Source organism: Yaniella soli (assembly GCF_054782375.1).
The window spans coordinates 1-19939 of the sequence record NZ_BAAGSP010000012.1; the positions used below are offsets into that span (position 1 = coordinate 1).

Genomic DNA, 19939 nt, shown 5'->3' on the forward strand with positions numbered 1-19939 from the left:
CCGGAACAAGGCCGGGAGACACCAACCTCCCCGAAAATCCCGTCCCGCCCGATCATGGATTCAACGCCTCAACCGATCACTCATCGGTGGATCAGGGCTAAAGAATCTCGCACGTTGGAATGATCCTGAGATGGACAGTCAAGGACGCGGAATACTCCGTAAGTCCACGCAACGCCGACGTGAGCATACTAATGGCCCAGAGCGCCCAGGGATAATCAAGGGGCAAAGGCGGCCTCCCATACTACCGGAAGTGCCATATCAAAAGGTACTTGTCGGCATCGAATAGCAAAGAGCTACACAGGGATAAGCCTCACGGCTCACCCCACTGTGCCTGAAAACGGCATGGTGGGGCTTTTTCGTTAAAGAATCCGTTTCTATAGCTTATTTGCTCCAAAATTCTTCCCGCGAGTCGTAGCATCAGGCACGTTTTCACTTCATGAGAGCCTAAGACCAGCCATGATGAGCTTTGTATTTTTCTGTTCCTGAGTTTCGCAAACGTGAACCGACCAAATACGCGAATAACCCCGATGATTATCGGAGGTACATCGCCGGACACGGATAAAGTATGACCCCGCATACTGAATCCCCCAAGACGATGATCTCCCTGTACTCCGGCCTAGGAGGGCTTGATTATGGCTTTGCCCAACATGGCTACAGGACCTTGGCTACTGCCGAAGCGGATAAGCACGCTGCCGCTACGCACCACAACTGGCTGACCCACTTCCAGGACGAAGCACCGCAGCATTACAGCGATGTTCTAGAACTGCAAGCAGATGTGGAAAACGGCACCCTGGGCTTTCCACAGGTTGATGTCATTGCCGGTGGTCCACCCTGCCAAGGATTCTCCCGAGCTGGTGCACAAGACCCAAATGACCCTCGTTCTGCCCACGTGCATGTCTTCATGGATGTTGTGGCAGCGGTAAAACCCCGCGCCTTCGTGATGGAAAATGTCTCGACACTTGCCACCGGTGCGCGGTTCTCAGAGGTCTACGAGACGTTCATTGCTCGTGCAGAAACAGCAGGATATACCGTGGCAACTCACATTGTTGATGCAGCAGATTATGGCACACCGCAGCACCGGAAACGGGCGATTATCATCGGCACATTGGACGGCGAAGCTATTGAGATGCCAGCGTCTGATGGTCAGCACATGACGGTGGCCGAAGTCTTTGCCACGCTGCCACGGTTTGGCACACCTGGTAATGACACGCACTATGGCTGCCGAGTGATTCCATCGAAGCGCCCAGTAATCGGTCGTGCTCGGAACCCTTATCAGGGAATCTTCGTCAACGGGCCAGGACGACCGCTGGATATGGACCGCCCGTCGCGCACGTTGACCGCCAACATGGATGGTGGACGCGGACCCTTCGTTGACCAGGCTTTTCTGGACGGTGAATGTGACACCTCCTGGCATGGTGACTACTTTGATCACCTCAAATCCGGTGGAGAGCCTGCCACCGCAGCCGACGTACCTGCAACAGTCCGTAGGATCAGCGTGGAGGAAGCCGCAGCGTTGACCGGTTTTCCACCAATCATGGCGCTACACGGCCCTGTGGCATCCCAGTATCGGCAGATAGGCAACTGTGTACCGCCGCCACTGTCCCAGACGATTAGTATGGCTGTGGACGGCGCGCTGTGCGGTGTTGCGGTCTAGACCTCGCCGCAGACCCCGTCGATGATCGCACCAGATGACTGGGCAATCTCACGGTTGTCTTTCTTGTCGTCAGGAGAGTTGGCTTCATCGGCGTCCTCGTCAAGATAGGCTGAGATGTACTCTTGGTAATCGTCAAAGACCAATTCCATGTCGGACATCGCTGAGGAAAGCTTCTCATCCGATGCGGCATTGCCAACCTCTTGCCAATCCGAATAGACGGCATCGAGTTCTTCAGCGGCCTCGCCACCTCGAATGCTGGCACCGCTCACTCTGGGGAAGATGTTGTCACCGTGCTCGTCTTGGATCGATTCGATCTTTTGACAGGTTTCCGCAGCGGTATCTGATCCTCCGCAACCGGTAAGGCCTGTGATGCCGAGCAGTGAGATGAAAGTTGTTGTGACAAGGCGTTTTGTTTTCATGCTGCTGACATTAGCCTATTCTGGGGACACCAGTGATGCACGTGAACTGTGCCGGACACTAGGTGGGTATGAGACAGCTGCAAGATATCGCCATAGATTTCCTTCAGAACCACACCCCACAGCCAAACCGGACCATCGTTGGCATCGCCGGCGTTACAGCAGCGGGGAAGACGACCTTTGCCGCACTTTTTGCCCATGAACTTAACAAAATGATCAGACTCGACTTCGCTGTGCACGTGCCGATGGACGGGTTTCATCTATCAAATCGGCAGCTGAGCATTCAAGGGCTATCTGAGCGTAAAGGCGCTCCAGAGACCTTTGATGTGCACGGCTATAAGCATCTTCTGCAACGTCTTAGGCAAGATCGTGACGACGAGGTGTATGCCCCGGACTTTTCACGAGAAGTTGATGAATCGATCTCTAGTTCTATTCGAATCACGCCGGAGACTCAGGTCATTATCACAGAAGGCAACTACCTGCTCCACAGTGGAGCATGGACTGGCGTGGCAGCACAGTGTGACCACACATGGTTTTTAGACGCCGATGTTCAAACGGTGAAGGATCGGCTGATTGACCGGCAGATTCAAGGTGGTAAAACACTTGAAGATGCTCAGCAGTGGTTCCAAACAGTAGATGAGCCAAATATCAACGATGTGCTTCGTCGTCGGTCATCGGCAGACCAGACCATCGACCCTATCGAGATGACCTTCTGAAGCTTGGTCTATAAACACTGCTCACCAATAGCAGCACTAGTCTCAGACCACTTTTGCTGGAATTGTGCATCATCTTTCGGGTGATCACCCATCGGCTGGTCAGCATAGTCACGGTACGTGTCGAATGCTGGCTGAAGTTCGTCCATCAGCTGTGAAATTTGTTTGTCCCCGGAGCTCTGAGCAATGTCCGACCATTGTTCAGCGACCCGTTCGGCGTGCTGTTCCGCGCCACGGTCTTTGATGCCAGTTGTGATCTCGGGTAGCCACTGATTGCCCACAGACTCATAGAGGTCTGCAATCTGGTCACAGGTCTGCTGAGTGGCCGATGGCTCGCCACAGCTGGTGAGCGTGAAGGCTGCCGCGGTGAGAGCGGTCAGGATAATGTGCTTGCGCTTCATGGCCATGAGTTTAACCGATCTTTTAGTGATGCCGACGGCTGACATGATCTGATGCTGAATCGTCCGGCACCAGCACCTCAACCGACCCGGCCAACCCATCAGCCATCGCGCCCCGTAGCGGAAACTCATAGTCACCCGTTACGGGCTTCTTCGCCTTAGTGGTGCCAGATGATGCAGCGGTCAGACGAGGTACCAGCACACCATGGAAGACCCCGGATTTATTACCTGGCACATGACCTTGCTTTGCTACCTCGTTGAGCGTGATGGACGTTGTGTCGCGCGAACCGCCATCGGTCGAGTTCAACAGCATGGTCGCATGGGCAATCGTGCCCGAGCCGGCATAGAGATCAAGAATCCTGGTATCGGGGTTGGCAGCATAGAAACGCAGAAGGTCTTCCATCGCATAGATCGACTCAGGATGCGAGAACGCACACTGTGGCACCAGCTTCCGCAGCAACCAGGAGCCATACACCGAGTAATTGTGGGAAGGGACGGTCCATACCGTAGTTGGCAACACCGAAGGGTCCTGGTCAGTCTCCACGGTGGCAGCGCCGGTCATCTCATCGTAATCAGTGACCTGGAATTCGCCGCGGTCGATCTTGTCCACAATGCCAGAGGTCAGGTACTTGATCGCCGTCTTGTGCTCATCGCCGCGCACCAGCCGACCGGTGGTGACAAAGCCGCGCTCTAAGAGCTGTCGGGCAGTACCTGCTGCTACACGCCACCGTCCTAGTGTCCCGTCTTTTCGGATCGGCCAGCAGGTGGCAATATTCTTGTCGGGGTCATTGAACTTCTTATAGTGATCAGGGGACACCGGTTCACCAATTCCCACTACTGTTCCAGTGGCGCGGTCAATGTAGATCGGATAGAAGCAACCAGGGGAAGACTGTGCGGTGTGGCCGATGCCAGATTTCAGTAAACGGTTCCACTGCACTGTGCCAGCCACCTTCTTGTCGGAGGTGTGCCCCCAATGGTCGCCCAGTTTCGTTGGCTGTGGTCCACCGGAGGCCGGGTGGATGCAGATGATGAATTCGTGAGATCGGCGAAACCCTTTCATGGCAGAACCCGAGGGGTTGGTCGTCATCGTGATCAGCTGATACCACCAGCCAGAGCGCCTGGTGATGAACTGCTCCACGACAGCCAGCGCATCTGACAGTGAACGGGAATCAATGGTCAACGCCATCGCTCCAGAAAGGCTTAGAACGCGCTGGGACGCCCGTAGACGCTCTAACAGGTCAGCTTGCCACTGTTGACTGTCAAAACGGTTCTGGTAAGCGTCTCGGCTGCGCCCGGTGTTATACGGCGGGTCGATGAAGATGAAGTCAAAGACCTCACCGGTCTTGTGTAGCTCGGTGAGGACGTTGAGGTTGTCATCGCAGATGGCGCGGTGGTGGCCAGCTCCTGAGCCGAATGTTTCAATGGACTGATAGCCGGGCAGCGGTGTGTTCAACGGTGCGATGGACGGACGGTTTGCAAGTGTAGTTGATGGTGTCATGCACAGGTAGTGTCCGGGCACTTTTCGAACATGATGTTCATGCGGTTTTCATGCTGCCGGACACGGTTGAGCTATGACGATCCGAGAACTCCTTGAAACCCTATCCCAGATTCCTGAAGACCAGCTTGACCAGCAGATATACGTGTGCGATTGGTGCCCAGAGTGCGATGACAACCTCGCGGACAATCTGGAGGTCAACAGCGTCTCGCCATACGCCGATGATGAGCCACCGTCCCAGGATAACCCGCTGGGTATCAACTACTGTGCTCGTGGTGCGGGGTGCTCTGGCGGCACCACGCAGCGCTGACCTATGCCGGACACGGTATTGGTATGGAAGATCAGAATGTAACTCAACAAGACTTATTAACCCAGGCGGTCATCGAGACCACCGGCCTACCCGATGCCAAGCCGCGTGCACCGCAAGCAACCCTATCCCGCTGGATCGAAAGAGCTTTTGCAGCTGAAGGAAAGCACCTGGCAGCGCAGGCACCAACTGGCACTGGTAAATCGATTACCTACCTTACCCCCGCCTTCCGCGCAGCAGTGGAGCACCGTCAGCGTACGCTGATCACTACCGAGGGCCTGGCCTTGCAGCGCCAGATCATCACCAAAGACGCTCCGGCTGTCGCGAAGGCGACCGAAGCGATCTACGGTAGTGAACCCCAGGTGGCAGTACTCAAAGGATTCAGCAACTACGTGTGTGGTGAAGCTGCTACCGAAACTGCTCAGCGTGTCCTCCGACAGGCCGGCCAATCATCGAACGAAGACCTGTTCACCCGTCTGACCAAGGTCAAAGACGCGCTAGGCAAAGCCGCCCCGATGAAAATCTCAGGCATCCAGTCTACGGTCGGCACCCTGGTCGATCTGCTCACCTGGGCGCTGATGCACTCAACAGATGCCATCAACGGTCAACGTGACGAATGCCCTGTACCAATGGATCGTGAATGGTCCTTGGTCTCCGTGCCATCAGGCCAATGCTCCAACGACGAAGACCCATACAACGCCTGTGCAGGTCACCAGGCACGAATGGCCGCAGCCGCAGCAGACATTGTCGTTACCAACCACACGTTGGTCGCCATTCAAGCCACCAAAAACATTCCGGTGCTCGTGGACTCCAAAACTCTTGGCGCGTTCGATCACATCATCATTGACGAAGCCCACGCCCTGCCCTCGGTCGTGCGATCCAATGGGGCTGTGGAAATCTCCGAGCCCCGCATCACCCGAGCACTCAACCGCATCATTGACTCTGATGATCCCGACGCCCAGCCCTCGCCCATGGTCAAGACTGCCGGTGCCCAGGTCAAAGAACTGTTGCCCTTTGTTACCCAGGCGATCAACACCTACCTTGGCGACGCCAAGACCGATGAAGAAGTCTGGATCGAAGAAGATGAAGAGTTCGCTGAACTGGATGCCCTGGGTGTTCGCTTGGCATCACTGAAAGAAGCGGTCAAAGACGACGGAATGCTGTCACAGGACATTCGGATGCGTCATGTGTCCTCGATTGAATCCTTAATTGACGACATTGATCTGGTCTCCACCACGATTCGTGACACGGCTCGCTGGGCGATCCGACAGTCCATGCCATCTGGCGGTGTCGTGGCAAGTTTTGCAGCATCACCGATTGATGTTTCATCAAACCTGTTCCACCGCTTGTGGACCCGCGACCCCATGGCCCACCGTATCGAAGACTCAGATAAGGCACAGCAACAACTTGAAGAAGCACTGCAATCATTGGAAGATGACCAGGACATCACCGATGTGGATGCCAACCCCGAGCGGGTGCGGTCCACGGTCGTTGCCGTCTCGGCCACCCTATCCGATGACTTCCCGTATGAAGCCGGGCTGCGCTGTGATGTCGTCGATGTGGAAACACCATTTGCCGAAGCCTATGATCAGTCAGCGATCTACATTCCCTACCCAGAAGATGAAGACCTCGATGTGATCGCCAATGATCGGTGGGGCAAACTGCGTATGGACACCAAGCTGCACCACGACTGGGCCAAAGAACATATGTTGGAACTGATCTTTGCAAACCGTGGCGCTGCCATGGTCATTTGCGCCACCTCAACAGCGGCCAAAGCTTATGCACAAGCTATCGAAGATGATCCACACCTGCCGTTCAACGTCTACACACAGTGGGACCGCCGCGGACGCGCCCAGGCTATCGAGGACTGGAAGAACGACGTGTCATCGGTCATTGTGGGCACCAGGTCGCTGATGACTGGTGTTGATGCATCCGGTGTCACCAATACGCTGGTTGTCATTGATCGCCCAGCTCGTGCACCGATGAACCCGGTGGACAAAGCCCGGTGCGCTGCACTGATCGAAGCTGGTGTGAACAGGTGGGCAGCAGACACCCGGATTTATGTTCAAGATGCTGCTGTACTGCTAGAACAGGCTGCTGGCCGACTTATTCGATGCTTCGACCTTGAAACAGAGATACTTACAACAGATGGATGGAAGTCATATAACGAAATTAAGGTTGGTGACACAGTTTACGGCATTCCTCCACAGATGCTGAAAGCTCGGGGAACCAGGACTGCCACCTCTAATGGTGCGCCGTCAATCGAACAGCACCAAGTCAAAGCGATCAAGGTCAACGATGAGCCAGAGCCATTGCTTCGTTTCAAAAATAGGGTAGCTGACATCGTGGCAACTCCCGACCACACCATGTTCGTCCAACCTCAGGAAATCCGACCGATAAATACTCGCGCTGACGGCAGTAAAGAATACTACGTCAGCAAATCACCTGACTATATGAAAACAAGATTCGACAGCCTTCCACACAGATTCCAGCTCCCGCTAGCTGGTCGAGTTTCAAGAGGTCAGTCGAAACTTCCAAGAGACTGGTTCACACTCCTTGGACTGGTCATAAGTGATGGATATATCTCAAAGTATAAGAACAGCATCGCACTGTCTCAAAGCACCGCAAAACAGGCAGTGGTTGACGAAATTGACGAACTCCTGGGTCGGATGGATATCAAGTTCAACCGATACGTTCAGGAGAAGAACGGTACAAAGATGTCGATTCGTGGGGGCAAGGAATACACCCGAAATGGCGACATCATTACGTGGGTAATAAACGGACATGACTCATCTCGAATCCGAGACCTCCTGGTCCTTGGGCAGCGCCGTAGAAAATCTGAAGTGAAGTCGCACCGATCCGTTCAATATTCTGCATACCGAGATGTTTGGAATTGGCTTGATGCAGAGAAAGTTATCCCCCGGTGGATTATCAACACCGCGTCTAGACCAAATCTCCTCGCGCTATTTCGCGGACTCATGTTGGGAGACGGAACGTACAGTTGGTTCAGGGAAGGTAAATCTGGAACCTTCTACACTGGTACAAAACTTAACGCCGACCGATTTCAAGAGATATGCGCTCTGGTTGGTTACCGCAGCAATATCGTGAATCGCAGTGAAACCCAGTGGGAGGTGCGCTTTGCAGCTCGCGGATCTGTTAATACCACTCGAAAAGATATTGCCGAGCACGGCATTGGAAAAACGTGGTGTGTCAACACTGAGCTTGGTAGTGTTGTTGCTCGTCGAAATGGCAGGACGTTTATTGCCGGTAACTCGGCAAATGATCGCGGGATGGTGGCCGTACTGGACCCGCGCCTACGTCCTGGCTCACCGATCAGCTACAACGCCGCCACCCGGAAGATGTACCTCGAAGCTGTAGATGTCTACGGCCACGACATGGACCACCTCGATGACGCTTTGGACTGGTTAGAAGAACGAGCCGAAGTCAACGCCGAACAGGTAGCCCAAATGGCCTAAAACAGGTTGGTGAACAAGCTCAGCAACACACCGAGCACTAAGACCGCCGGCAGGACATACTGTCTAGCACGCGACCAGAAACTCTGATCTTCCATATCGTCGTGCTGTTCAATGTTCTGCCGGCTTTTTCTTTCCCGTCTCGGCAATGGCTGATCGTCATTGGCGGCCTCGGGTGTCGTCTCGGGCGGGTCGTTGGGTGCCACACTGTAGCGCGCCAACATATCTTCGAGGGAGTTGTCTGACTCGGGCTGGTTATTGTTCGTCATCTTCTTCTTTCGTTCTTCCATCGTGTGCTGCCTGATCATCGGTCTCATCGACCACCTCGGGGCCGGTCACATCGTCGGCGGAGTTGAACTTGCGTCGCGCTCCAACGGCTCGAAGACGTGACGGGGGATTGACCTCATCAACTGCTCCGGTGGTGGTTAGGTGCTCATCTTCATCGGTCAACGGTGCTTCATTTGCTCGCACTGAAGGTAGGCCGATCATCGGGGTCTGATCACCCCGGCGCCACCAGTGCGGTGTTGCAGCCAGGACCGGTGCCATCGCAATCGGAGCCGATGCGACATCGGGGTCGTTGAACTGGAAGTCGAAAGCATCAATGGGCTTCTTGTCCCAGCCTACGTCGTGGTATTCGGCGGATAGAGAGTAAAAGTCTTCGCTCAGTTCGTGCTTCGCCGGAAACATATCGGTCCATCGTGCAAGGCCCATCCGAGCGGCAGCAGAGTCCTGTCCACGTGACGGGAATTTACGCAGAACATACTTCATCCACGACCGAAACGTCGATACCGATGTCTCATAATCTCGACCATCAGAGTATTTGGATGATGCCATCACAAACAGCACAACCACACCTGACTCGGCTAGTGAATGACGGGTCAAAAACTGTGCCCAACGGTTGAGCTTTTTGTAAATGCTGGCGGAGTGGCCAGAAGTCATCTCGATGACAACACGCAGCCCGTTACGCATCACGATAGTGGAATCACCGCGGACCGGGTGCTGTTCCGAGGTGCGGTGAAAACCAATCTTTCGACGGGTATGCGGTAGCAGCGAATCACCAGAAGACCACTTCTCACCCAAGATCATGTTGACATCAGGGTGTGACTCGGCGCATCGTAGGGAGAATTCGGTCGCCATGATGTTGTGGCGGTCCATGAAGCCCAACGACGGTGCAAAGTTCACCCCGGCATCGACCTGCAAATACTCGGCTGAAGTCCATGCACGTTTGGCAATTGAACGTATCCGTCCGCGTGGTGCGCGCTGTCGAAAGACTGTGGAGCGGGGATCATCTTTGACGGCCAACATAGAGTTTTGCAGTCTGCCAATATCTACCAAAGATGACGAGAACAGTGACATGGTCACATCGTGATCGGGATGCAATACGTTGCGGTAACCGGTCAAAGCCACCATTTGCTCAGCAGTCACCGTGCCCCAGGAATCTAGGGCTGACAAAATAGCGATCCGCTGTGAACGGTAGTCACCATATTTAACCATCTCGATAGCCTTATCCCGTTTCATCACACCGGATGGCAGCATCAACGTCGTACCGTCCTTCTGGTGTTTGACGACACCCTCATACGATGCCCAAGCCGCCTGTGAACCGAATTGCCACAGTCGGTCATAAAACGGATCAGCACGATGGGTGTGCGCGCCGTGGTTCTTCAACGCCTGCTCGCCAAGTTGGGGTCGAGTGTCGGGAAGGTCTGCGACTCGTGGGTCGAATCGAGCCTGATAACCGGTGGTCGGCACAGAGGAGTCATCGGCATTGCGGAAGCCTAGCTGTTCGATGGTCGGGGCACCCGCTGAGGCGTCACTGGTGTCCCTTGTATGCGTTGGATCAGCTGTATCGTTAAAGCTGGGTAGCGCTGTTGGAGCTGGGGATGGAAAGTCGGGCAGAGCCGGTTGGTGGTCCTGGGTTTCTGGTGCACCAAAATCTGGTAACTCAACGCCTGCATCATCCAATATCTCGCCGGTGTCCGGGTCGAAATCGGGGAGATCGGTTGTCTCATCTTCGGTGACAGTATCGAGATCGGGTAGGTGAAATCCGGTTGATGACTGACTCACAGCATCACATCCTCATTGAAGTTGTGCACTTCCACGGTGACCGGCGGCTGGATTTCATCTTCAACGTTGGTCACCATCAGCAGGTGGTACTTTGCGAGGTTGCGGATTTCTTCACCCGTCACATCATCGGAGAGTTCTTTTGCCACCACCTCGGATGGAGTATTGGACCCCATGGTGTAGGTGGCAACTGTGTGATATCCGAAAACATTCTCGCGCATATTATGTGATAGCTGGGCTGGGAACTGTGTCGCAAAGTGCATCCGTAGACCGTAGGCGCGGCCCTGGTCTCGCATCCACATCATCACATCATCATTGGAGCCAGCCAGCATCGAGAACTCATCGCACAGCACCGATACGGAGCGTCCCTGGTCTTCCCAATTCATGCATACCCGTTGGATTGCTGAGCGCAAGTTATACACCAGAAGTCCCGACAACAGTTTGGATTGTTCATCGTCGATGACTCGGTCATCACCGGATGATCCGACGTTGATCACTACAGCGTGGTGCTTGCGCAGCACCGTTTCAAAATTGGTGGTTGGTCGGTCAGGTCGCATGTAGTAGTTCATCCGACGCAGCACATCAATTTTGTTTCGAGGTGCTTCAGTGAATGACCGGCGAGCTGATGGTGTCATCTGCATCAACGGTGACATGTCATCGACTGCTTCAATGATCTCATCGTAGGCTTCCAGATCGCCGTCACGCTTATACCGGTCGGCAAGGGTGGACAACGTTGCCATGATTGCATCGAAGGCTTCAGGAGTCTTACCCATCAACAGACCGTGAGCGTAGTCGTGGACGGTGATGTGTTCGCTGGCAAACATCCGGTGAGTTTCTTCATCGCCCATCCAATCTTCGTATGCGATCTGGTAATGCTCGGCAGCAAGTGCAGCAGGGTAGACGGCGCGCAACGACTCGGCAGACCGACCCATGATGGCACCATCCTCGAAAGCGTACTGAAGTGCAGACACCATACGTTCGGACTGTTCGCGCATCGGCAGATCACCATAATCAAACGGGTCAATAGCCGGAGTCCGATAGTCCAGAGCATCGACCAGTATTGCCTTGTCATTATGCAAAGCCGAATGTGAAAGATACCCCTCAACGCCACCGCCCTTGGTCTCGAAAGCAATCAACGTGGAGTCGGCACCTGGGTAGTGTCGAAGGCCGGAAGGATTGACTCGTTCTTTACACAGCCAGCTCCACAAGCCTTGCAAGGTGACGGACTTTCCGGAGCCTGGCTCGCCAAAAATCATGGTAGAAAACCGCAGTGACGATGCAGGAATCGGTACTGGCGCACCGTGAACTGTCTTGCCGATGATCGGACCGTTTGCCTGGGCTAGTTCCGGCGTGACTTCACGATCCGATGCGGTGATCGCCCCGGCCAGCGTTGAGCCGTGCGGGTTACCGGCTGGAGCAAAGACCGTTGGTTCAAATAAGAAGGCGTCTTTTCTCAGCGGATAGTCACCGGAGAATTCCTTATACACCTTTTCTCGCTGGTCACCGTCAGAGTCCCGAACCCACTTGGTCCGCTCTTTGCGTGGACTGCGAACTACGGACGGTGACCTCTTGGGTTCTGGTAAAAACCCGCGCCGCAAGTGACTGTACATTTTGCGTTTCGGTGCACCAAAGATCAGCCCCAGCGCGCCGACAAGGAGCAGTGCACCGGTGATAATCCACCCGATGCGAAGCAGTGGTTCTGGGAGATTGCCGAAGGTTGCATTGGCCACCATAGTCAATGCGCCGGCGGCCACACCTGTGCCGAAATACCCTGCTGCCCTCTTGTTGATATGCGTGACAGAGACTGCTCGTGTTGCAACATCAAAGCCGGTCATCATCTCGGGCACATCACGCGCCAAACTGATCGCTTCAGAACGCGACTGAGCACCAACATAGACACTGAACACCACCGCTGCCTTCGTTTTGGACAGGTGTCTGAGATTTGCTCCCATCCGGTGGTCAACATATTTTCGGTTGCGCTTTGCTTCAAAGCGTTTGACCCGACGAACTGAGAACCCAACCCACGAATCATCCGGCATTGCCTGGGATAAACCGCGCGCCATCTCAGCAGGATCAGCACCATACTGAGTGTCAATCCCATGCTCGGCAGAACGGAAGACTAGCTTCACAATGTGCGGTGCATTGATGACATCTTCTGGCAGCTCATCGACTTCTTTTGCTCGGGCACCATAGGCCTGAGCGAGTTCCAAACCCTTCTTCGATTTGGCCGCAGAGTCGCTGACCGCAAAGTAGGTCGTATAAGCCCCAGCTGTTCGGTGCATTATCAACGAAGTCGGGCCAGAACTGGCTGCACCATTGATCGCAGCATTAGCTCTGGTGGCAAATTCCTGGGGGTTTGGACGCACCCCGGTCGCGCGCTGAAAGGTGTAAAAGGCAGCTTGATTCATGCCCAGAGAGTGTCCGGGGGTCAAAAATGACCGTTTTTACGGGAAGTCCCGAATCCACGCGGGTCAAAAATGCGAAAATTCCTTCCAGTTACCCGGTGTATTCTACGAATCCTCCGCCCAACCCTACAAGCAACCCTCGGATGTCCACACTATGAGACGCGCCTTGTCACTTCGTGGTCCCGTCATCTCATATTTCAGACACGCTCGGGTGTGCTGACTCACCGTTGATCCGCGGTTCACACCTGCACCTTCCATGCCGCCCATCTGACGACGATGTGCAACGACCTATTTTGTCACCGGCCCCGCTACGCGGTGCGTGTGCCTTCTTGTGTGTCGTTGCGTTTCATCGTGTCATCTGGTGGTGGCGTCATGTCCGGTTTGGTGTGCCCCTGTGCGGTGCATCGGTTCGTCCACTACGTGGTGGGGCTAGGCTTGTTGGCAGGTTGGGTGCGTGGTTGGACTGTTCGCGCCTACGGCACGATGTTCGGATCGGTTGGCGTGAAGTGTTGCAATGATCTGCTGCTGAGACTGGGTGCACCTGTGGTGCCAGGGTGATGGCTCGGGTTGCTGCGTAGCGTTCATCTTCTCGGTCCACCGTCACGGTGTGCGGGATCAATCTTTGGTGCATACTGACAGTGTCCGGGTGACATAAGTGTCGGTTGTACTGGTGAACAATTCGGTGGGCGTGATGGTGATCGTGCTGGCGACTGGGTGGGGTGCAGGGCGATCAATTCCCAGTGTGGTGGGCAACAGAGTTGCACGTAGTGCAAAATAGTGTTCATGCAATGTTCAACTGTACTGACGTCCAGTAAGTCAGTGGTCATTGCGCGTAGCGCACCGTGTCCACCATCATGTTGAGCATAAGGTAGAGCTCGATGAAGACAACGCAACGCACCACGAGTCGGGCACACAGTTGAACAGCAAAACTCATCACACCACACCAGACAAGAGCTGAGACAGGACAATGCAACAGCACGCACAAATGAACGCCATGCTGACCCGACGACGGACAAGCACATAGTGCTTATAAAGCCGACGGACTACTGACGCGGACAAGATGTTTCGACGTAGGGAACATTGCACGTAGTGCGATGGGATAACGGATGGAAAGCTGAAACTGCCAAAGACAGTGGAAGTACAGGTACCGGGCGCATAGCGCCCTACAAGCAGAAGCCACATGCAAAGAACTCACCTCTCCTAAGGCAAGCCAGCGACACCGCGCGTAGCGCGGGGTCCAATGTCGTACAGGTAATGGGGGAGTCAACATCATCGGGGATGGGTGACAGTTCGGTTGAGTAGAAGCACGTCACAACCAACTATCTATCTGAGCAGATGATGGCGAGCCGATCCCGCCAGGGAGCGGCGAGCATCTTAACTATGGCCCCGTCACCGTCTGCACGGAAAGTGTGCGGCTATCGCCGGACCGTCACCAGCATGGCTGGTGGAGGTGTTCAGTCGCTGATGCGCCTGGCGCGGTACACGTTGTCGCCGACGCTGATCTCTTCTGCGATCTCGTACCCATTGGCTACCGCCTCGGTCATGCCGGACGCGCTGACATCTGCTGACTGCCACTCGTACATCGCGATCAACGTACCTGGGTCATCGTTGCCAACAAATACTCGGCGACGGTGCAGCGCATACCGTAATGCTTGGGTGACAAACGTTGCTTCATCAGCTGATGCCGGTTGCTCGTCATCGGCGATCCACTGTTGTGCTTGTACCGGGGAGATGGTGCAAAGAAAGAGATAGGTGGACAGCGACTCGACACTGACATCGGCTATCGCCTCGAACTCTAAGCGCTCAGCTGGATCGTTGGCGTCCAGATTGTGCACATCGCCAACCATGGTCGTGGTATCAAACGGTCGGCGATTACCCGACACGCTGATCGTCAGTTCAGATGTGAAGTCGGTTGGGTCGGCAAGGTCAAGGTTGCGGTGTGGATCGTCCGGGTCAAGTGATGCAATCAACGTCATGATTAGACCGCTCATCCGACGTAACGAAACCGTTGCAGTGGATGCGTTGGACAGGAGGTCGATGATGCTTTGGTGTCGCTGTAGGGAAACTTGTGGCGACAAAAGTGGCTCTACAAGACTGTGAAAATATTGATGCAGTGTGACCGTTGTGTGGTCAGGGTTCCCCATGGGCTGTGTTCTCCAATGCTCCATAAAATTCGTCAGTGACTGACTGAAACTATCAAACCATGATTTTTACTTCAGATGAACAGTCTTTGGGCACAATCCGCGAAGTATCGTCGCATGGGGAATGTCACCACCGCGCTACATTCTGCGTTGCATCATAACCATACCCCTCCGCAGATTCGCAACAGGTCACATGTGTTGAAGTTTTGACCGAGTGGAAGATATTTGTCAGTAACGGGGCAGCAACTTGAAAGGGTGCACGACACCGTGATGAGTTTAGCGATTTGGCCACCTGGCCAACGGTCATCCCAAGGTGATCGATGCAAGCACGGCACCGGGAAACATTGGTCAACGATATGCATAACCGGTGGTTCACATGGCATCAGCGTCAAAGAAATCTCATGCATGGAGTCAATACAGTTGGGCAACCTCATGGTGAGACAAGCGATTGGGCGGATGATGTCTTGGCAAAACTCGTGGTGATAGACGCTTACCTAGTGAAGTGTTGCAAGGTTGTCGCGGAAACTGGTGATCATACCAGTGCATCGATGAGCGCTGTCAGATCAACCACCTTGCATTTTTTGAAGTTAAATACTGATCGACAACCACAAGAACTGTTGCTCGGTAGGGCGATCCGATCATCACGATGCACCGCAGAGCGACGCGCACTAGTCCGGGAAGACGTTTCATCGTCGCGGTGGGTAATACATAGTATGAGCCAAAACATTGAAGATCGTCGCGTTGGGATCATAGAAGTCCCAGACCTAGTGCCAGTGTTGACCGATGCCGGATATGAAGTGGTCACCGGTGAAACGGTGGCCGATGCAGTCGCAGCTATCCAGGGTGCGTTCTCGTCAGGGTCGTTTCCTATTGTGGTCGCCGACTCCAACACCCAGGGGCTAGACAAATGGATTACCGCTGTCGCCTCGATGGATGGTGGTCCCGATGTCTCGGTGCTAACCCAAGAAGATCATGCCCAACACATTGTCCACGACAACATCGTGGCTGTACCCATGCCTTTCACCTTGTCCCAACTTGCAGAAGAAGCAGCCCTTACACCTGTGGACCAACAGTGGGCAGAAGTCTCATGGCCAGAAGATGATCAAGAGACTAAGGTCGAACAAGATCAGGCACCGACTCCAGCATTACCAGACCTGCCTGCCTTTGGTGACCAATCAGCCCAAGGCTCACCTCAACAGGAATACTCAGCACTAAGGGACACCAGTGCACAAGAGCCAGTTGATGATGTCTGGGATGCCACCGCAGCTCACCGTCAACGATTAGCTCAACAGCGTGAGCAGACCGAGCCGACTGATCCTGTTGCAGCACAGCCAGAACACGACCCTTATGCTCAACCCCCGATGCCAGACCAACCAGTGGACTATCGTCCTGAACCCCAGGAAGATGATGTCTATGCAAACGGCCTGAACCTTGAAACACCCTCACCCGTTGTGCCATCGCCTGCACCGCAGCCACCTCGCCGACCAAACCGTCGCACCCAGGCTTCGACACCTCCACCTGTTCAACCGCATCAGCCACAACAGCAATATGCCGCGCCGCCACAACAGCCGGTGCAAAGGCGACCCGTTGAATATGGTCAACGTGGTATCCGCAAGGCTCGTGTCAGAACTCGTCAAGCACCAATGATCTTTGTCTCTGGCGCCAAAGGTGGCATCGGCAAGACAACGTTTGCCCGACAGCTTGCCATCACCTCCGCAGCTCACGGCTACCGCACGGTACTGATCGATGGTGACCTCGGACAGGCCAACGTCCCGAAATTCTTGAAGATGGATACCCGCGGCTACAAGGTGCCAACCATCTCCGACTTTGCTTTGGGCGACGCATCACTAGAAGAAGTTGTCATCACCTCTGATGTCATTGATGAACTCCGCCCAGACAACGCCACCCCGGTACCTGACAAACTCTCGGTAGTTTTAGCCCCAGGCTCCGATGATCTTGATGTAAACAGCGTCACAGCCCAGCACTACATTCAGGTCATCGCCGATGTTCGCGAACGCTTCGACATGGTGATCTTTGATAGTCAGATCATGAAGACCACTGACGAATTCAAACTCACCGGTAGCGTCATCATCCCGGAGGTTCGAGACAATGGAGCGTTCTTCTTAGGTCTGGCCGATGATTCCACTTCCGCCCTTGAAGATTTAGTGGACCGTATCTCGGTCATGGTCCAGCAGAATATTGACCGGCGCCGTATTTTAGTGGCGATGAACAACGTCACGCCGCTTCGAGCAGCGACCCGTCGTATTGACGAGAAGTTGCAAAAAATGATTCACGGACGCATTGGCGTCTACGTGGGCATCATCAATAACGACCAGCAGGTGTGGTCGCGGATGATCGCTGGGGAACCCGATCTCAACAACCGGCAAATTGACCAAGTGGTCTACCGTGCACTCTTCCGGGCAACCGGCTATGAAAAGTTTGACCAACAATTCGACACCGACACCTTAGCGCCCGATGAGAAAGAAGTCGCGGCAAAGAAACCCGGCCTGTTCTCACGACTGTTTGGACGTGGGTAACGATGACGATTTCACAATGGGCGGCTAACCCACACCTGGCCTTCTACTGCCGTCAACTGTCTGCCGTGCGTGCACAACGCCTCGTCAAAGACCTTGACACCGTTCCGATAACCATCTCGCCAATGTTTGGTTGGGCTGATCTTGGAGATGTGGTCGGGAAAAAGTCTCAACCCGAACACTCATCCGAACTCGCCGATGGCCAAGAGCGCTATTTGATGCCGGTACGACTCCAATATCTGCACGAGCAACAAGTGCTCCTGGGGGATGGGCCACATCAGGTGCAGGCGCAGGCCGTTGGACCGGGAGGGTTCGTGAAAAACCTGTCTTGGCAAATTTCTCCACAAAGCGTTGGCTCTCCAGGGACACAGGTTATGGCACACGGTAAGCTCCTTGTTGATCCGCCGACGATCATCTCCACCAAGACTCAGCGCCACCGTGCTCTGGAAACAGGCCACGAAGCTCTGTGGGACATCTTGCTAGACATGGAACGTCAGCTCATCGCAGCACTGGAGTTAGCACACCACAACATGCGATCAGAGATATATGCAACCATCGGCAAATGGTCTGACCGCTGGGTGTCGTCACAGGACATAGAGCACCTAGCCTCTTCAACCATTCACAATCCTGCCCAATCTTTGATGCGAACTTTGGAGTCACAAATACACGATCAAGAGGTCTTCGACAATGTTGACCCGCAGCGACACATGGTGACAAAAGTTCATCAGGCAGCACAGCGTCTCATCTATGATGCCATCGGCGATCTTTCCGATGGACGCGGAACAAAGATTCGTAACGCTGCATTGCAACTGAAGTGCAAAGACCCAGACGCTCTACCGCAGCTGATGCTGGACCACGGTATGACTGATGTGCGACACCACCGATCATCTGTAGTCACCGCGCTGAACCCAGTTCCCAGCGCAGCGGAGGTCATGGACGGCGCTGAACTTGAGAATATCCGCATGTCGCAAGGCGGTCAGATATGGCACTAGCTCAACCTGGCTCCAACGCCCATCTGATGGCTGGAAAAGCCGAAGCTGAACGTAAGCGCACCGCTCTTCGGATGGATATCATGGAGGGCATCACACCTTGGACAGACTATCTTCGAGCTGCCGCCGAAGACCCTCAATTGAGAAACCAGTCGCTGGTGCAAATCATCTCGTGTGACCCTCATATCGGATACGACAAAGCCCGGTCCATCGTCAACGATGCGTTCAAAACCTTGTACCCAAACATTCGCCAGACTCCCAAGCGGATTACCGTTGGTTGGGTCGTTTCCCAGTGGGCATCTGGCCGACGTTTTGAAGCCTTACTCGACGCCGTGCATGACACACGAAAAGTCGCTTTTCACGACGGCTTCCCGTTCACGTATGGAAAGGCATACAACTGAAAAATGATGACCGAACTGTTTGATCACACTGACCCTCAGCAAGCCGCTATCGACATTTGTGCATTGGATACAACGGTGCAACGGCAAGCCATCGAGCAGTGGCTTGATGTATTTGACCCATGGGTCAAGCAGGTGGCCGCGGGAGCACAAACCGCATTTGGACGTGGACTGGCACGCCATAAAGAAGACGACATCGTACAAATTACCCGAATGGCTGCCTGGCAGTTGTTGGAGTATTACTGTGACAACCCGGACAAGGCCGCCAAGGTCGTATCGTTCCGTGCTGTGCTGAGGCTTCAGATACGAAATAATGTCCGAGATGAGTTTGAACGCGATGAGACCAAGGGGGTTCGCGGTGTGCGATCTATGTACCGCAACGCCCGAGAACTCGACAATCTGGAATCGGAGATGGCTCAGGACCTTCATCGGATGCCTACACGTGCAGAAGTGGTCGCTGAGTGGAATGCCCGAGCATCGGTCCGCAAAGACGCACGGCGCCAAGGTAGGACCATTGATGCAACGCACTTTGGCTTCCATGAGAACACTCCGCCGCCGATGGACCATGAACATTCGTATGTCGAAGATCATGACGAGCCAGACTTTGTGCTAATGCCATTGGAGTCCCAGGAGTTCCGCAACACTGTGGTGGACTACGCTGGGCAAAAGGATCAGCAACTGGGCATTGCAGCTGGGGTTTGGCTAGATGAGTCCCAGGCTGGAGCGCGCACGGAACACGGCATCTACAAGGCGATCAAGCTGGCCGGGAACTACCGCAACCTAGCCGAGGCTCGTGAGGCGGTTGAAGCGATACGACAGCTGTCCATTGTGGTGCTTCGGGAGCATTACGGTATCGAGTCAGTTTGAACTGATCTCAAAACCCCCACAGGACGCCACAAGGCCGGTGCAACAGGATGGTATGTTGCACCGGCCTTGTGTTTTTTATCGGCTCACA

Annotated in this window: 16 protein-coding genes; 8 read left to right on the plus strand and 8 right to left on the minus strand. The window is 54.5% G+C overall.

All coding sequences use genetic code 11. The features are described 5' to 3' along the window. Positions 1-565 precede the first annotated feature (565 nt). A complete protein-coding gene (locus tag ACYVJT_RS07740; RefSeq protein ID WP_343956469.1) occupies positions 566-1654 on the plus strand; it encodes a DNA cytosine methyltransferase in 1089 nt (362 codons plus the stop codon). On the opposite strand, the gene ACYVJT_RS07745 is transcribed toward ACYVJT_RS07740, so the two are convergent. Then, on the minus strand, positions 1651-2073 hold the full coding sequence (locus ACYVJT_RS07745) for a hypothetical protein (protein ID WP_343956468.1): 423 nt from the start codon (positions 2071-2073) through the stop codon (positions 1651-1653). The two genes, ACYVJT_RS07740 and ACYVJT_RS07745, sit on opposite strands and share 4 nt — an antisense overlap. A 68-nt stretch (positions 2074-2141) precedes the next feature. On the opposite strand from ACYVJT_RS07745, the gene ACYVJT_RS07750 reads away from it, so the two are divergent. After that, on the plus strand, positions 2142-2786 hold the full coding sequence (locus tag ACYVJT_RS07750; protein WP_343956467.1) for a nucleoside/nucleotide kinase family protein: 645 nt from the start codon (positions 2142-2144) through the stop codon (positions 2784-2786). An 8-nt stretch (positions 2787-2794) separates the two neighbouring features. Here the strand turns inward: ACYVJT_RS07750 and ACYVJT_RS07755 are convergent, their stop codons facing one another. Together ACYVJT_RS07755 and ACYVJT_RS07760 are read right to left on the minus strand one after the other, a co-directional pair. Then, complete coding sequence (locus tag ACYVJT_RS07755; RefSeq protein ID WP_343956466.1) at positions 2795-3184, minus strand: hypothetical protein; 390 nt, start codon at positions 3182-3184, stop codon at positions 2795-2797. A gap of 22 nt (positions 3185-3206) precedes the next feature. Then, a complete protein-coding gene (locus ACYVJT_RS07760) occupies positions 3207-4679 on the minus strand; it encodes a DNA methyltransferase (RefSeq protein ID WP_343956465.1) in 1473 nt (490 codons plus the stop codon). Positions 4680-4752: 73 nt separating this feature from the next. Between ACYVJT_RS07760 and ACYVJT_RS07765 the strand changes: the two genes are divergently transcribed. After that, entirely contained in the window at positions 4753-4986 is a 234-nt protein-coding gene (locus ACYVJT_RS07765) for a hypothetical protein (RefSeq protein ID WP_343956464.1), read from the plus strand. A 23-nt stretch (positions 4987-5009) separates the two neighbouring features. Then, positions 5010-8459, plus strand: coding sequence for a helicase C-terminal domain-containing protein (locus ACYVJT_RS07770; protein WP_343956463.1), 3450 nt, complete (start codon positions 5010-5012; stop codon positions 8457-8459). On the opposite strand, the gene ACYVJT_RS07775 is transcribed toward ACYVJT_RS07770, so the two are convergent. From ACYVJT_RS07775 to ACYVJT_RS07795, 5 genes are all read right to left on the minus strand, one after another. Further along, positions 8456-8725, minus strand: coding sequence for a hypothetical protein (locus ACYVJT_RS07775; protein ID WP_343956462.1), 270 nt, complete (start codon positions 8723-8725; stop codon positions 8456-8458). The two genes, ACYVJT_RS07770 and ACYVJT_RS07775, sit on opposite strands and share 4 nt — an antisense overlap. Next, positions 8712-10520, minus strand: coding sequence for a hypothetical protein (locus tag ACYVJT_RS07780; protein WP_343956461.1), 1809 nt, complete (start codon positions 10518-10520; stop codon positions 8712-8714). The genes ACYVJT_RS07775 and ACYVJT_RS07780 overlap by 14 nt, the downstream gene beginning before the upstream one ends. After that, positions 10517-12925: a type IV secretory system conjugative DNA transfer family protein gene (locus ACYVJT_RS07785; RefSeq protein ID WP_343956460.1), complete on the minus strand. Its 2409-nt coding sequence runs from the start codon at positions 12923-12925 to the stop codon at positions 10517-10519. The genes ACYVJT_RS07780 and ACYVJT_RS07785 overlap by 4 nt, the downstream gene beginning before the upstream one ends. Positions 12926-13292: 367 nt before the next feature. After that, positions 13293-13553: a hypothetical protein gene (locus tag ACYVJT_RS07790; protein ID WP_343956459.1), complete on the minus strand. Its 261-nt coding sequence runs from the start codon at positions 13551-13553 to the stop codon at positions 13293-13295. 823 nt (positions 13554-14376) lie between these two features. Next, positions 14377-14898 carry a hypothetical protein gene (locus ACYVJT_RS07795; RefSeq protein ID WP_343956458.1) on the minus strand — a complete coding sequence of 174 codons (522 nt, stop codon included), beginning with the start codon at positions 14896-14898 and terminating at the stop codon, positions 14377-14379. Between the two features lie 878 nt (positions 14899-15776). On the opposite strand from ACYVJT_RS07795, the gene ACYVJT_RS07800 reads away from it, so the two are divergent. Genes ACYVJT_RS07800 through ACYVJT_RS07815 form a run of 4 tightly spaced genes read left to right on the plus strand, consistent with a single transcriptional unit; the run spans position 15777 to position 19851 of the window. Continuing rightward, complete coding sequence (locus tag ACYVJT_RS07800) at positions 15777-17600, plus strand: AAA family ATPase (RefSeq protein ID WP_343956457.1); 1824 nt, start codon at positions 15777-15779, stop codon at positions 17598-17600. 2 nt (positions 17601-17602) lie between these two features. Next, positions 17603-18589: a hypothetical protein gene (locus tag ACYVJT_RS07805; RefSeq protein WP_343956456.1), complete on the plus strand. Its 987-nt coding sequence runs from the start codon at positions 17603-17605 to the stop codon at positions 18587-18589. Next, positions 18580-18987: a hypothetical protein gene (locus ACYVJT_RS07810; protein ID WP_343956455.1), complete on the plus strand. Its 408-nt coding sequence runs from the start codon at positions 18580-18582 to the stop codon at positions 18985-18987. The genes ACYVJT_RS07805 and ACYVJT_RS07810 overlap by 10 nt, the downstream gene beginning before the upstream one ends. Positions 18988-18990: 3 nt before the next feature. Then, positions 18991-19851, plus strand: coding sequence for a hypothetical protein (locus tag ACYVJT_RS07815; RefSeq protein ID WP_343956454.1), 861 nt, complete (start codon positions 18991-18993; stop codon positions 19849-19851). Positions 19852-19939: the final 88 nt, after the last annotated feature.